This window comes from Vibrio sp. 10N (genome assembly GCF_036245475.1).
Taxonomy (GTDB): Bacteria; Pseudomonadota; Gammaproteobacteria; order Enterobacterales; family Vibrionaceae; genus Vibrio.
In genome coordinates, this window is sequence record NZ_BTPM01000001.1 from 92,062 (window position 1) to 106,788 (window position 14,727).

Sequence of the window (14,727 nt, forward strand, 5' to 3'; positions counted from 1 at the left end):
AAATCAAATACCTTTATGTGTGATTTTGTTCAAAAATGGGTTGAGAAAGAGTTGGGCTGAGGGAAGGAGAGGAAAATGCCTAGCTGCTTATTCCTAGGCATGTTCGATCTGTACGACTGCGGTTAGCGCTGTGAATGTAAATGTACGATTTCGCTCGCCATTTCATGTGCTAGTATTGTCGTCATTAAGTGATCTTGTGCATGCACCATGATCAGTGTCATCGGTACTTTACCTTCTCCTTGGTCTGCTTCAATTAACTGAGTTTGAGTGAGATGTGCCTCATTGAGACATTGCTTAGCTTTAGCCAACTTAGCTTGAGCTTGCTTATGATCCCCTTTGCGGCTTAAGGACATCGCTTCAAAACACAAGCTTCTAGCTTCACCTGCATTACAAATGATGTTCATGACAACCATTTCTTGATCCATGGTGCCTCCCCTTAGTTTGTTGCCAGCGTTAGTGCTTGCTCAAGTACTTTGTCGCCTTTCATCATTCCATAATCCAGAGGTGAAATGACATCGATACCTTTGCCTAGTTGTTCTGCCAAAGGGCGAAGCGCTTCGAGTTGAAATCGTACTTGTGGGCCGAGCAAACAAACATCAAACTCTTCTATCTTTTCAGCAAATGAAGAGACTGAATGGGCTTCTATTTGAGTCTTTAAGTTTTGTGATTCAGCGGCTTGCTGCATTTTTTTCACCAACATGCTGGTGGACATGCCTGCACTGCAACAGAGTAGAATTTTAGTCATGGTTGTATTGCCTTGTTTGGTTGTAGGTATCTAAAGCTCGGATTTAGCATCCAAGTTCGTCGAGGAAATCGTTATTTCAGATAAGAATGAGCGACCACTTTCAGGTGCTGACGCATCGAAGAAATCACACACGGTTGCGCCTAGGTCAGCCAGAGTGGTGCGTGTGCTCAATGACTTGGATTGGACGTTATGATGGTGGATAAGCAGTGGAACTTGTTCGCGAGTATGGTTGCTGTGGCCAATGAACGGGTCGTTACCATGATCGGCAGTGACTACTAGCAAGTCATGTTCGGTTAGTTTTTCTAGCACCGCATCAATCCCTTGGTCAGCGAGAGCCAGAATACGCCAATATTGATCGGGATCTTGCTGATGACCGCTTAAATCAGTCTCTTGTACATTGAGGCAAAAGAAACCGTGAGCAACGTTATCGAGATCGTTTAGTAGTAAGTCAAAAACAAGCGTTGTATCGACGATTGATGGATAAGATACGCCATGTGGATTGCCAACAATGTCAGCGACTTTTCCATATAAGTAGCTTGTGGTATTGACGTCGTTTAGTTGGTGAGGAACCTGAGTCTTGATATTTACGCCATACCCCAAGTGGATGACTTCAAAGCCATGATCATACACACCGGTTTTGGGTACGTTGAGGCCGATATACTTACCCTGCCGAGTTTGAATCGCATCGAGCAGTGGTTTCAGATTGGAAACGTGCCCTCCAAAAGCGATATTGCGACTGGCTTTGTTGCAACCGCGAACGTGAGCCGCAATATCGCGAAGTTGGCTGAAGCTAATTTGGTCTAAGTTGGCACACAGGTTATAGACCTGTCCGAGGTCGGCCTCTAAGTTATCTCCAATCAAGACTGCTTCGTTGACACACAACATAGCTAGGCCATCACGATACACGCGATTAACATCGTAGCTGTTGTTCAAGAGTTGTTGTTCAACGTCAGAGATAACGTCGCTAAATGGTGCGCGATGCGGAGGTTCGGGGTGAGTTCCCATTATTTCTTGGTGCCCCATAAAAGTATCACCACCTTCATGAGCCAAGTGCATTCTTCCCACGTTTGCCTTGGGACTGAAGTTCATGATGCTATTTGAACATTCAACGACGTTATTGAGTCCTAATTGCTCTAGTGTGGGTAGACGTTGTTTGGAAAAATGAGACAGCAGTTTTCCTGCGGTATTTGCGCCCTTATCTTGAGGGCGAACCTCGGGCACGTCGGGCATTTCCCCAACACCAAAACCATCTAACACAATGACAATACAGCGTTTATTTATCATGTTGCATTCCTCACTAGCCTGCCTTGTGCATCCCAAGTTCCAATGACCCTTGGGTTACCTGTTTGAAGGCCTTCAATGAGCACCACTTCACTGCGGGTTACGAAAACTTGAGATCGAAATGCTGCAACGACAGCACTCCCAATAGGCCACCTGTTCTTGAGTCGAAGGTGATAGTCGATACTGGTATCGTCATCATTGAAAACAGAGACTTCTTGGCATGATTGGTTTGTCTCATCGGGAAACACCAACACTGAACTTAACTGACCGCGTCGGTAGTAGCCCCCACCAAAACAGTAGCTATCGTGAAGGTAGTGGTGAGAGACCTCACTGAGGTAAAGCATGGCGATCGTCTCTTCCTGCTCTCCATCTCGATTGATGGGAGTTGTACCTGTTAGGGCGTGGCCGGGCTCAGCGTGTGTTGCTCCAAATTGAGCCAGCATCGGCAAGGTTGCGCAGCAGTTTAGCGATGGGAGATTTAAGTGAGAGATTTGGCCGCCAAGCTGTTGCCACTTTTGGCGGGCGAGCTCTAACGTCTCGAGATTTTCTGTTGCGCTTACGGAACCATCTTTATTGGCAAGAAAACAGGGAAAGTGTGTCAGGCCACTCACTTCGATGCTGGGGAGGCCAGCAACTTGATCATACACTTGCGCTATTTCCTCAATAGGAAACCCCGACTCTTGATTGGCATAAAACAGATCATTTGGTGAGATAAACTTCAACATGATGGACTGCTTGATACCTAACTCTTCCGCAATGTTGGAAATCTGTTTTGCTTTCTCAATGCTCGTCACTGTGATGATTTCAGGGCGCGATGCCTGCATGATTTTATGCAGGAGGTGCTTAGGAGGTTGTACTAAATGACCTATGTGACTGACTTTAATATCTAATTGCTGAAATAGAAGCGCTTCGCGATAGTCAACACAGACAGTTCCTGAAAAACCTATCTCGTCGATCAAGCGCTTCGCCAGGTAAGGGTTGCGACCTATCTGTTTTGTCATTGCGTACAGTTGAATGCCATATTGGTCAGCGGTGCGTTTTAATTGTTGGGCATTGTTTAAAACCGCATCCACATCAATCACGTAGCTATCCGGTTGAATATGGCCAGAACGAAATAGTTGAACAGCCTTATCAATGAGCTGCGGATTGCGTTTTTTTAGGGCATGTAAAAACATCATCTTGCTCCAAAGAAGGCTGACCCAACCAAGGGGGAGAGGTGTGAGTCAGCCATATCGGTTAATCGACTAAATTGGTTAAAGGTTAAACAGGCCTATGAAGTAAAATAGGTTTAGTATTACGCCTGTTAGAATCGCAGCGACTGCGGGGGCGGCTATTTTAAGAACTGGGCGTCCCAATACCTCGTTGAGGTAATACAGCATGGCAAAGATAGTAAAGCCTGTGGTTTGACCCATTTTCATGACAGCCAGTACCCCTCCTATGAGTAGTGCAAACTCCATCAAGGTATTCATCGCGTCACGGATATTGTCTGAGGCGTTACGAATTGAAGGAAATCGTTCTAACCCGTGTCCTACTGTTCGCAGGAGCCAAATTTCCAAACAAATGGTGGCCGCCCCGAGTAGCATGGCGACTGGGACATTTGGTGATAAATAGCCGACAACAAAAACAAAAGTGAAACCAACCACGCCGTACACACCCGTTGTCAAAGCGGTGGTCGCGATCAATGGAATAAACCCTAATCCCCGCATAAGCTCTGACAGCGCGACTTGATTAATCGCAGCTTGTTGCGCTTGGGCATCTTCGATTCGATAGGCGTCGGCAAGGGCGTAAATAGAGACCTCAGAGCCTGCAAAAATTCCTTGCTGAGCGACGGCGGCAATGAGGGCACCAACAAACGCCAAAATTGGGAGATAACGAACGATTCGTTTGCTACGCTGTTCAAATAAACTGTGCATACCGGACATATCAGGTGGAGTTTGTCCAGCAGCTCGATCTGCGAGATCTTTTCTGATCGCTAAACCAACTAGAAACAACATACCAACAAAGATTTGGATCGATTCAGGGTATATGCCGGTGTGCTGTATGACTAATAGGCGAGTGGTGAGCATCACCAGTGCAGTGATGACTCCAGATTTCCACCCAAATTGGTAAAACACTGCGACTAGAGGAAACAAGGCGAACGCAGACATGACAGGGGTGCCAAGTTCAGCTAATGCACCTAGCGCATCGATCGGTAGGCTTGTTAATGCCGAATTGACAGCCGCTAAAGATGTAATGACTAGAAGGCCCCAAGCTGCACCTGCCAGTGCTGCCAACAGTCGACTTCCAATCATCACACCCAAAATATCGGTAGGCAGAAATAATAGCCAAGGGTTAAGTAAACCCGTCGAGAGAGTGAAAGATATGCCTACGGAAGCAACGAAACCTATAGACAGTCCAAAAGCAACAGAGCCAGCATCACGCCTCGACATACTGCCTTCGTAGAGCTGAGGTAGTATTGGGCGAATACCATCATGAAATACGGCTACGCTAATATTTGCGACGAGCGCGGTCGTGGCGCACAGTACAATGACTGTGACCATAGATATAAGATCCATTTTTTGCTCCTAGATTTAGCGGCTCAATGCGCTCATCAATATTGGAATCGCGTGCTCGACATGCTCCACAGAGAGTCCGAAGGCCACCTTGCCATCACTCACAAACCCTGCAACCTCATCGGGTTTGGCCTGCACGGAAGGTTTGGCGATGGTGCAGCATTTATCGAATCCAATAATGGCCATAGCGATTGAAAGAGCGGCACCTGCACCTGTGTTGCAGCATCCAATATAGAAGTCGAGGTCACCAGACTTAACGCGACTGGCTGCTTCCATATCATTGAGAATATGAACTTCAAATTGGTCGGAGAAGGGTAAAATTTGTTGCCTAATCTGTTCTCTTTGTAGGCCTGCAATAGCAATTTTTTTCATGGTGGTACCTAATTGTTTCCATTCGTTTTTGGATGAATTGTTATTTGAATAATGTGTAGGGGTTGGTAATTAACATCGTGTCGATATCGTTTCTGCTGAAGCCATTATCGAGTAGCTTGGGGACAAAGCCTGTAAGTAAGTAACTAAAGCCCAAGCCTCCATTTGCCTTGAGGTGTGAACGCCTTGTCACATCCATCGACAACATAACTTTGCTTAAGTAGTTGCGCTTCTTTAGTTCTAACAACATCTCGATTCTTTTGTCGTCAGGGTAGTAACTGTGCTTTCCAATGGTATCGAATTGGACGTAGCAGCCTTGTTCGATAAGCCAGCAGATATCATCTAGATTGGTTTTTAAGTCACAATGACCAATGGTGATGCGCTCGGGGTTCACCCCAAGAGAGGTTAAAAACATCACTTGCTGACGTCCCATCGTACTGAGTGACTGGTGTGTTGAAATTGGTCTCCCTGTCTCTAAATGCGCAATGGCAGCGGCTTCAAAAACCTTTCGCTCTAATGGTGTGAAAGCGTTGTAACTGGTACCAATTTCGCCAATGACGCTGGCTTTTAATCTGCTGCCTTCTATTCCTGAGCAAATCTCATTGATCATCACATCAGCAAGTTGCTGTGCAGTATAATCGGTGACTTCTGGGGGAAAGAAACCTTCAATATAGTGGCCTGTAGACACTAAGATGTTGATACCGGTGTCTATCATGAGTTGCTCTAAAAATGGAGCATTGCGCCCCATATGAGCATTGGTTACTTCGACAATGTTAGAGACGCCTAGCGCCTTCAAATCTAGGAGCTCCTGACGGATATTGTCATATTGGTCAAGCCGACAATCCAAATCACCCTTTTGAATAGAGAGATCGATATATAAGTGCTCATGACAGTAGGTATAACCGGGGGCTACTATGCTCATGACAAGCTTCCTTCTTTCGCCATGTTCAACCCGACCAAATTTGCCATCAGATAAGAGAGCTCTGCTTCTGGAACACTATGAATGCCAAAGCCAAGTAGAATCTCATTGTTTAACTCTGACAGCGCTTGATAGTCAGGCGCTTCCCTGATTTCATTCCAAATATCTTCATCTATCGGTTTGGTCATCGGTTGATGGCTGATAACACGATCAACTGCGCGGCACAGATGAATAAGCAACATGTCCAGTTGTTCGCTTCCTATCATTTGCGGCCAGCGTTGCGCCAACAAACTATGGGCATGTAGGCCACCGTTATAAGCGGCGTCACTGATTACTCCCGCTTTCGCAAGTAAATTGAGTTTACTATCCATGATAAATCCTAATAACTTGGGAAAATGTCACCATTGATGACTTGCTGCTGATGACTTTTAAGGGCGTCTATATCGAGCACTTTGGTGAGCAGACTGCGCAGGTAATCACTGTCTTTGCGAACCAAAAGTACGGCTTCGCTGGCCTCTCGAGACAATGGGGCGTCTAATAGGGAGCGTTGCTCTAGTCCAAGAGCGCTCATCTCTACCGCCTCTGGAAGCCAAATTACAGCGTCGATTTGTTTATTGTTGAGACGATTAATGCCATCGCCGTAGCCAATTTCAACGAGTTCGATTTCTCGGTCAGAAAAGAACTGTTCAGTGAGGAGAGTCTGATCGGGTGAGTCAGAATCTACACCCACGCGACGGATTTTTTCGTATTCTCCTTGACGGAAAATGAGCTTGTGTTCATTGGTATAAGAGTGTTGCCCCAGTTCCAAAGCGATCATCAACTCCTTGTCATGAGTCTTAGCAGCAGCTTTAGACATGATTGCAATATCATACGTTCCCGCTTCTAGGCACTCTGCTCGTGTATGTGCGCCTCGCATGTGAGCAAAGTAGAACGGCACTTCATTCATTTGTATCTTAAGAGCGCTCGCCAGTCCCTCATAGTGCTTGGTGTATGGTAAAGGCATGGCGCAAACGAGGTGGCTGATACCAGCCAGCTTAGTTAGAACCTGCTCATCAAGAGACTGAATACAGGTGCCATTGCGTCCCTGCCGTTGAAAACTCGCACCCTTGGCTTCTTCAATCGTCGTTAAGGCTTTCTGAGCAAAACCAACAGAAATTTCATAGCGCTCGGAGAGTTGATCAATGGTGACCAGTCGATCTCCGACGTGAGTGGTCAGCAAGTATTTTGAGATGTTGATGATGGCTGAGCCTTCACGGCTAATGTATTTCATAGGTGTTTACTCTTGATGAACTCTGACTTAGGGTGCGTTTTCTATGGGCTAACGACGGTTGGCCATTCGCTTGAACTGATGGCGTCTGCCACGAACGGTTAACCCGAGACGAAGAATATTCTCAGGTACTGCTAAGCCGCTATATCCGCCATCCCCAATGTGGATGATGTCTGCACCAGCGGCTTTCGCCTCCATAGCCACTTTCTCAATGTAGCTTTCCGTACCACCTTCTTGTGAGGTACCAATGGCTAGCAATCCGAGCATGTTTTGTTTATGAACCTCACTCATTATTTCGCAAGCCATATTTGTTGTGATACCTGGAGTGGTATAAGGGGCAGGGAACATCATGATGTCTGCTCCCGCTTCTGCGAACTGTTGAACAAACGACAAGCTGTAGTCATTGCCAACACCACCGCCGTGCATTTTTCCCGCTATGATGATGATGTCTTCCGATAATCTACGAACTAAAGCAATCGCATCTAAGATCGTTTCTTGGGAGACTTTCATGCCGGGGTTACCTGTTAACATGATGTAGTCCATACCAAGCTCAATGGCTTGAGTAACGGAAGCCTCAGATACTGCGCGACCGGCAGGGATGTGAGTAACATCAGCCGGAACTGGCTCGAGATTGCATCCAACTAATCGACCGGTAAAAGCTTTTACGGTGTTGATGTCTAAGCTTGTTGCTGTGCCGTGAGCCTCTCCACCTAACACTTCGACTTTGGCATCGAACACATCAAGGCAGTTGAGCGTGATCATGTCTGCACCAAATGCCGCAGCAATCTCAGGGTTCGATACCAGATCTATAGTGGGCTGCATGGTAGTGACACATTCCGCCATAATGGTGCGACCTTCAGCCAGTTGGATAGCCGCTAAAATATCTTGGCGAGAGGCGGTCAGAATATCTTCTCGAGTGAGATCAAATACGCGTTTCTTCATGGTAAACCTCGTTGTGTAGAGCCTTAGCGGGATTGGCATAAGGCTCTGTAATGACTGAGTTAATTAAGCTTTCTTAGGCTTTAAGTTAGATTCTTTAGTCGAACTTTCTGCATCCACAAAGCCTTCTTCAACCAGTAACTGGCGTTCATGCATCTTAAAGAATGGGTAATAGATAATGACGCTCACGACGACACAAACCATGACGACAGCTGCTGCAATGGTGGAGTTTGTGGCGATAACCGCACCAATTGGCGCTGGCATTGTCCATGGTGGCAGAGCGATGATTTTACTGACCAGTTCGGTTTTGAATGCCATCCATACGATGCAGGTATTGACGATGGGTGACAGCAACCAAGGAATGAAGTAGGTCGGGTTCATGACAATTGGTGTACCGAAAATCACTGGTTCATTGATATTAAAGGTGCCAGGAACAATCGACATTTTGCCAATGGTTTTCAAATGACTTGAACGAGAGCGCATCATCAGCACAACAAATCCCCAAGTACCACCAGCACCACCAACAAAAATGAAGAAGTCGAGAACAGGGTTAACAAAAATCTTTGGTAATGCCTCACCCGCCGCAAGCGCTTCTTGGTTCAGACCCAGGTTAACAATCAGGATTGGATATAAGATCCCGGTCACTACCACTTGCGAGCCATGAATACCTGCAAACCACAGTAACTGAATCATGATGACCGCGATCAAACATGCAAAGAATGAATCAGACGCGAGTACTAGAGGTTGGAACAGCGACATGATTGCTGATGGAATGTTGAGCTCAAAGCCTCCTAGTACACCGTTAAACACCATGACAATGGTTGCCAAGATGAGTACGGTGATCAGTACATCAAACGAGGCAGAAATTTTCGGTGGCACGGCCTCTGGCAGTTTAATGTGCACATTGTATTTGATTAGTAAGCGTTGTAACTCTGGTACGAGCAAACCACATAAAATAGCGGTAAACGCGCCTGAACCGCCTAAGTAGGCGATAGGCATAATGCCTCCCACCTCATCGAGAAATTGCACCGGTGATACGGCGAGTAAAAACGTGAACATAGAGAGCAGCCCAACGTTCACCGGAGGAAGTTTGTAAGATTCAGCAAGGTTGTAAGCAATGCCAAAGGCAGCGTAGAGGGCGAATATGCCCATACTGATCTGGAATGGTGCCAGAATGTTGTCTCGACCTATAAATTCGACAATTGCTGTCCAACCATCTAAAAACCAGTTACCAGTAGAAGGGGGGAAGGCAAGTACCAGTAGTAGTGAGCCAGCGATCAAAAATGGCATGGTGGCAACAAAGCCGTCTTTAATGGCATTAATGTGTCTCTGTCCGGAAATTTTTGCTGCTAAGGGACCAACGGTTCTTTCAATGAGTCCCATAAGGTTGTTCATGCTAGACATGTGCTTTCCTTAGTCTGAGTAGGGGGAGGTTTATATCTTCATTATTTTGAATAAATAATATTCTCACTAGCAAAGTGGTTAAACATTACTCAGGACGGGCTGCGTGTCACTTCACTATTACAAATATTCAACCAATTGAATATTTTAAGTGGCTCGCAAAATTAACCGGAAAAATGGTGGGTGGAATAATAAAGAGAAGCACAAAACAGAGTGATTCGTTTTGTGCTTTAGATAGTGAATCAGTGACTTTAGTATTAACGGTGACTACATCAACCATTTCCACCAAATAAAGACGGCAAGGAAACCAAATAGGTAAATAAGACCGATAATGGATAGCGCCTTGAGTTTACTGCCCATTTGCAGCGCTTTTGGCAGGTCGGTTTTGGATACCAAAATGTAGTTGAGAAGCGCAAACACTGGAGTGGTGACAAACGCCATGATCATCGCAAAGTTGAGCATTGGCATCAGTGCTTTAGCGAAGAAAGCAATAATCGATATAGCCGCAACAGAGACCAGGATAACCCAAGCTTGATAGCTCTTTGGATTCTCTTCTGATTGGTTTTGCAATAGTCGCTGTGACTCGGCAATCGCGCGCGAATAGCCATCAATAACGGTAATGGTGCTGCCAAAGATACAGAAGAAAGCAATCACAGCAATCAGGTAGCGTGACCATTCACCAATGGTTGATGCGTACATGCCCACTAATTGATGTGAAAATCCAACCCCTGATGCGGACAGTTCAGTTCCAGAGCCATGGATAACCAAAGCCCCTAAGGCAACGAAGACCAGCGCCAATAGTGCCGTACCGATGTAGCCAACATTAAAGTCAAACAGTGCCGACTGTGCGGTGACGGTTTGCTTTTTACACTGACTCTTAAGCCACATGGATGTGATGCTGGAGATCTCGATAGGTGCTGGCATCCAGCCCATGGTCACCACGATAAAGCCGATGGCGGCAATGGTCCATGGAGATGGGGCTTGATAATCAGCGGGTGCGACGCTGCCGTTAGACGCTGCGATAATCACTGCCGTTACGGTTGCCACTGTCAATGTGGCCATAATCGCTTTGGACAGTCCGTCGAGCGCTTTGTAGTGACCGGCGAATAAAATCCCAATACAGGTCACCAGCACAACACCGCAAAGGGCAAGTGAGGACAATTCGAAGGGTAAGAAGTAACCGAGCAAACTGGCGCTAAACAAGAGTAGTGCTGCCGTATTGACCACCGCGGAAATGACCGTCAGTAGCGTAAATACCCAGAGGTATCCACGGCCTAATCCTTCATAGCCTTGAATCAGACTATTACCTGTACCGACGGTGTACTGAACCCCAGCTCTAAAAAATGGGTATTTAAACAGATTAACGAGCAAGATCAGTGCTGCCAGTTGCCAGCCATAGATGGCACCTGCTTTAGTAGAAGCGACAAGGTGAGAACCACCAACGGCGGCCGCTGCCATCATAATGCCTGGACCAAGAGAACGTACTAAGTGAGATAAGCCTGGGCGTGATGCTGGCTCTGAAGGGATAGAAGTATCCATGACATGAGTCCTTTTATGATTATTATCCGTAACACAATCGCTGTAAAAAATACTTTACGAAACGATAAAAAATTATTTCCAAACCCTTCCATTTCTACAGGAATTTCAGCAGGATGCAATGCGAGTTGACGGGAAATAATACCTTCTATGGTCGGTGCTACTGGTTTTGGTTGGGGAGGTGGATTTTCATGCTGACAATGCAGGAGTAAATAACGCATCATCGTTATAGCGGGGCAAAAAAGAGTAGGAAAAATGTCGCGAGCATGCCATCTCGCGACGATAAGAAGTGATTGTTAAGGTTGGGTTATTGCGGTTGTGGCTTTCTCTTTATTTGCTGTACAACCAATCCAATGACAATGAGCACCAGGCCAATCAAAGTAGAAGGATGGATCTCTTCGCCGATTATGGTGGCGAGTAACATTAATGAGATAAACGGCGAGGCGAAAATTAGGTTGCTGATACGGGCGGTATTTTGCGTCAGTTTTAGTGCGCTCAGCCAGAGCACAAAGGTGATCCCCATTTCAAATAGACCGACGTAGCTTACCGCCAGCCAGCCTTTTAGGGTGATGTTAGACCAAGTAGCACCCTCATATATCGCGACACCGAAAGCAAACGGCAACGCCACCAAAAAGCCGAGCAGTACACCGACAACCGGATCAGCGGTGTTTTTGGTGTTCAGGATCCAATAGCCGGCCCACAGTAAGGTGGAAAGCAGCGCCAGTGCCACGCCTGCTGGACTGTCAAATTGTAGCCCCAGCACATCCCCTTTAGTGGCGATCACCACGACACCTAAATATCCCAACGCACAGGCAAACCAATCTTGCGGGCGGATTTTTTGTTTCAGGAACACGGCGGCCATTAAGGTTAGTGTAATGGCCCAGCTGTAGTTGATGGGCTGGGCTTGTGAGGCGGGCAGTAAATCATAGGCCTTAAACAGAATGAGGTAGTAGGCGAATGGGTTGATTAGCCCAAGTAATAAGTAATACCAAGGATTAGAGAAGAATGTGGTTCGCAGTTGGGAGAGCGTCCCTTTTATCGCACATACCACTAGTAGAGCGATGGTTGAGGCAACGGATGCGGCGGCGACCATTTGCGCGGGCGTAAATTCAGCCAATGTGAGTTTAAATGCTGTTGCGACCGTGGACCACAGCAGGACAGCAGACAACCCAAACAACAGGGCTTTGCGTTCGTTTTGCATTGAGAAGTTAGTGTGAAGGTGGAGTGAACAATGACTGCATCTTACCAGTGAATGGCGTTCTGAAAACCGATAAATACCAGTTTATGATGGCGGGTCACACAAGACTAGAGCGAGATCAGCGGTGGGAGCGGGGTCAGGTCAATCAGTGGCGCTTGTTGCCATGAGGTATCACTGGCAAACAGCCATAAGGTTTCAACATGATTGCGTTTGAGTGATGCGATGTCCACCAGACTCATCAGCGCATAAAAGCGCCGCACATAATGAACGGTTTCATTGGGCAACGTCAGTTTGGAAAACTCGCGACTGCCCGCTTTGTTGATCGCACGCTGGACTCGCCCTTCCCCTGCATTATACGCGGCCAAAGTAAGGTTAATGTCCCCCTCAAACTTTCGATGCAGAAACGACAGATATTGCATCGCGGCGTGTGTGCTAGGCTCAATGTCAAATCGCTGGTCGAGGTTTTGGTCTACGGTTAACCCAAAGCGTTTCGCGGTAGCAGGCATCAGTTGCCAAAGTCCTGCGGCTTTTGCTGGTGACACCGCTTTGGGGTTATAGGAAGACTCCAACATAGGCACTAACACTAAGCTTTCCGGTAGGGACTGTTTGTTGAGCTGTTTGAAGATCTCGTTCACTAACGGGCTGAACTCTTCAAACTTTTTGGTGATATGCGCTTGGTAAGGTTTGAGTTTGGCGATATGTGGTGCGACGTCGGCCTGCGTCGGCTTGGCGTAACAAACACTGTGCCCAACGCACAGCAGGCCGATCACTAGCACGGCGAGCCAGTGAGGTATGCGTTGATGGCGGTCAGACCGCGTGAGCATGTTCCTCATAGCTGTGCTGCTTCTGGCCGGTGAGCTCACCCAGCAACTCTTGGAAAGCGGCAGAGCTTTGTCCATTGTTTTGATTGTACTTTTGGCATTGTTCAATCAAGGACTCAAGGATGTGCCATTGTTTGCTGACATTGTCAGAGAGTTTCGCTGGCAGTGCTTTGATTAAGCGGTCGACACCGATTTGAGAGCAAGGCAGCCTTAATTGCTTCAGCGTTTGACTACGCTCACTGGCATTGCGGCCAAGTTTACTCAATACCGGTAATTGGTTTTGGATATTCTGACTGAGGGACTCCCCATCAAACTTGAGGTACAAGGCTTTTTGATGTTGCAGCAGTGCGAGCAATTTCTGGTATAGCTTAATGTCTTCAGAAATGCTCATCACAAAGGTTTGTACTAGTTCAGTTTTCGATGCGGCCATGGTTGGTTACTCCACTCATTGGGTCGCTTGCTTAGGATTCGTGACCAGTATGAAAACGCATCACCGCTTGCGACAGGGCTTTAACATCCAGACCCAATTCACCATTCGCCAGCGCATTACGCACTGCTTCGACTTTGGCCATATCCACATTTGGCATAGCAGCGAGTTCGGCTTGTGCCTTGTCTAGTGCGGCTGTGTTGGCATTGAATGCGGCTTCAGACACGGTTTTACGCTGCGGCGTTTCTGCGGTTTGAGTTTTAGACTGGTTGAAGTTGGTTTGTGGAACATGTCCGCCAGCCACTTTGTCGATTTTCATGGTGTTGCTGTCCTATCAAGATGTCGATAACAGTATAGGGCGACAAAGCGAGCGACAGTATTAAATCTGCCCACCTAAATTGTTGCCCTTTTTTTCTATCTTAATCTCCGCATCGATTTCGAGCGTGCTGAGTGAAAACTGTTACCTTGAGTCAGAAAATTAAAATTGAGTGTGAACTTGGTTCAAGCCAGTGACGACGGCACGAATCACTTTCTTCGACTGGCTATTTTGCACTTTAATTTGTTCACCTTCTCCACCCGTTTGTAAGGCGATGCCCTTAGTACTGGCATTAAAACCGCCTTTGGCGGCGACGATCACTACTTCATTGCCTTTTTCGACCAAAGGTGGGTTACTGACAAACTTAGCATCAATGATTTGTCCGGCACGCATCCGTCGCGTGACCTGTTTACCGCGCAATGTCGACAGGTCGGTCACAAAGGCCGTTGCGCGCGTTAAGGTGCGTGTTTCCAGTCGAACCGATTTGGCATCGATCACGGTATGACGATTGAGCGTGGTGACCGCGACCGCGACGGGCAAAGATAAGGTAGCCTTGATGCTGGCGTTGATACGCCAATCGTTGATGCCATCCTCACAGCTAACGCTGCGTTTTAAGTTGCCCACTGGCAGTGCTTGATGATCACGGCTACTGATGATGAGCGGTGATAGACACTGGTTGAGATGTTTTGCAGACTCTGGAACCAATATCACCAGTTTGGCGTCATGCTGACCCCAGCGATGACCCTCGGCAAGCTGTTCTATCTCCAAATTGAGTGCATGACGAACTTCATGCTCGATATCTAGACGCGTCATTTTTGCCTGGCCTACCGCAAAAGCAGACAGTGATATTGCCCCCAATAATAGCCCAATGACCCATTTCCCCATGTCATACCTCGCTTCCGTAAATCGGAAGTTCCTCTTCCTTTGTTTTGTGTAATTCATTGTTTTTATTGAAA

At 47.0% G+C, this 14,727-nt stretch carries 17 protein-coding genes; all 17 read right to left on the reverse strand.

Features of this window, described 5'->3' with window-relative positions:
• Positions 1-122 precede the first annotated feature (122 nt).
• Positions 123-425: a PTS lactose/cellobiose transporter subunit IIA gene (locus tag AAA946_RS00405; protein WP_338163204.1), complete on the reverse strand. Its 303-nt coding sequence runs from the start codon at positions 423-425 to the stop codon at positions 123-125.
• An 11-nt stretch (positions 426-436) separates the two neighbouring features.
• The gene (locus tag AAA946_RS00410) at positions 437-745 is read right to left on the reverse strand and encodes a PTS sugar transporter subunit IIB (protein ID WP_338163205.1); all 309 of its coding nucleotides are present in this window, start codon (positions 743-745) and stop codon (positions 437-439) included.
• Positions 746-775: 30 nt separating this feature from the next.
• Positions 776-2,029: a phosphopentomutase gene (locus AAA946_RS00415; protein ID WP_338163206.1), complete on the reverse strand. Its 1,254-nt coding sequence runs from the start codon at positions 2,027-2,029 to the stop codon at positions 776-778.
• Positions 2,026-3,204: an alanine racemase gene (locus tag AAA946_RS00420; protein ID WP_338163207.1), complete on the reverse strand. Its 1,179-nt coding sequence runs from the start codon at positions 3,202-3,204 to the stop codon at positions 2,026-2,028. The genes AAA946_RS00415 and AAA946_RS00420 overlap by 4 nt, the downstream gene beginning before the upstream one ends.
• A 75-nt stretch (positions 3,205-3,279) precedes the next feature.
• Entirely contained in the window at positions 3,280-4,581 is a 1,302-nt protein-coding gene (locus AAA946_RS00425) for a YhfT family protein (protein ID WP_338163208.1), read from the reverse strand.
• A gap of 15 nt (positions 4,582-4,596) precedes the next feature.
• Complete coding sequence (locus AAA946_RS00430; RefSeq protein ID WP_112461437.1) at positions 4,597-4,950, reverse strand: DUF2620 family protein; 354 nt, start codon at positions 4,948-4,950, stop codon at positions 4,597-4,599.
• Between the two features lie 40 nt (positions 4,951-4,990).
• The gene (locus AAA946_RS00435; protein WP_338163209.1) at positions 4,991-5,869 is read right to left on the reverse strand and encodes a phosphotriesterase-related protein; all 879 of its coding nucleotides are present in this window, start codon (positions 5,867-5,869) and stop codon (positions 4,991-4,993) included.
• Positions 5,866-6,237: a hypothetical protein gene (locus AAA946_RS00440; protein ID WP_338163210.1), complete on the reverse strand. Its 372-nt coding sequence runs from the start codon at positions 6,235-6,237 to the stop codon at positions 5,866-5,868. The genes AAA946_RS00435 and AAA946_RS00440 overlap by 4 nt, the downstream gene beginning before the upstream one ends.
• A gap of 8 nt (positions 6,238-6,245) precedes the next feature.
• Entirely contained in the window at positions 6,246-7,136 is an 891-nt protein-coding gene (gene yhfZ, locus AAA946_RS00445; protein WP_338163211.1) for a GntR family transcriptional regulator YhfZ, read from the reverse strand.
• A 48-nt stretch (positions 7,137-7,184) separates the two neighbouring features.
• Positions 7,185-8,075 carry a DUF7916 family protein gene (locus AAA946_RS00450; RefSeq protein ID WP_338163212.1) on the reverse strand — a complete coding sequence of 297 codons (891 nt, stop codon included), beginning with the start codon at positions 8,073-8,075 and terminating at the stop codon, positions 7,185-7,187.
• A gap of 63 nt (positions 8,076-8,138) precedes the next feature.
• On the reverse strand, positions 8,139-9,476 hold the full coding sequence (locus AAA946_RS00455; RefSeq protein ID WP_338163213.1) for a PTS sugar transporter subunit IIC: 1,338 nt from the start codon (positions 9,474-9,476) through the stop codon (positions 8,139-8,141).
• 264 nt (positions 9,477-9,740) lie between these two features.
• Complete coding sequence (locus AAA946_RS00460) at positions 9,741-11,012, reverse strand: NRAMP family divalent metal transporter (RefSeq protein WP_338163214.1); 1,272 nt, start codon at positions 11,010-11,012, stop codon at positions 9,741-9,743.
• A gap of 304 nt (positions 11,013-11,316) precedes the next feature.
• Positions 11,317-12,210 carry a DMT family transporter gene (locus tag AAA946_RS00465; RefSeq protein WP_338163215.1) on the reverse strand — a complete coding sequence of 298 codons (894 nt, stop codon included), beginning with the start codon at positions 12,208-12,210 and terminating at the stop codon, positions 11,317-11,319.
• A 104-nt stretch (positions 12,211-12,314) separates the two neighbouring features.
• Positions 12,315-13,031 (reverse strand): lytic transglycosylase domain-containing protein, encoded by a 717-nt coding sequence (locus AAA946_RS00470; RefSeq protein ID WP_338163216.1) that lies wholly within the window; start codon positions 13,029-13,031, stop codon positions 12,315-12,317.
• Positions 13,015-13,458, reverse strand: coding sequence for a flagellar protein FlgN (locus AAA946_RS00475; protein ID WP_338163217.1), 444 nt, complete (start codon positions 13,456-13,458; stop codon positions 13,015-13,017). The genes AAA946_RS00470 and AAA946_RS00475 overlap by 17 nt, the downstream gene beginning before the upstream one ends.
• A 31-nt stretch (positions 13,459-13,489) precedes the next feature.
• Positions 13,490-13,774 carry a flagellar biosynthesis anti-sigma factor FlgM gene (gene flgM, locus AAA946_RS00480; RefSeq protein ID WP_042502029.1) on the reverse strand — a complete coding sequence of 95 codons (285 nt, stop codon included), beginning with the start codon at positions 13,772-13,774 and terminating at the stop codon, positions 13,490-13,492.
• 159 nt (positions 13,775-13,933) lie between these two features.
• A complete protein-coding gene (flgA, locus tag AAA946_RS00485) occupies positions 13,934-14,656 on the reverse strand; it encodes a flagellar basal body P-ring formation chaperone FlgA (RefSeq protein WP_338163218.1) in 723 nt (240 codons plus the stop codon).
• Positions 14,657-14,727: the final 71 nt, after the last annotated feature.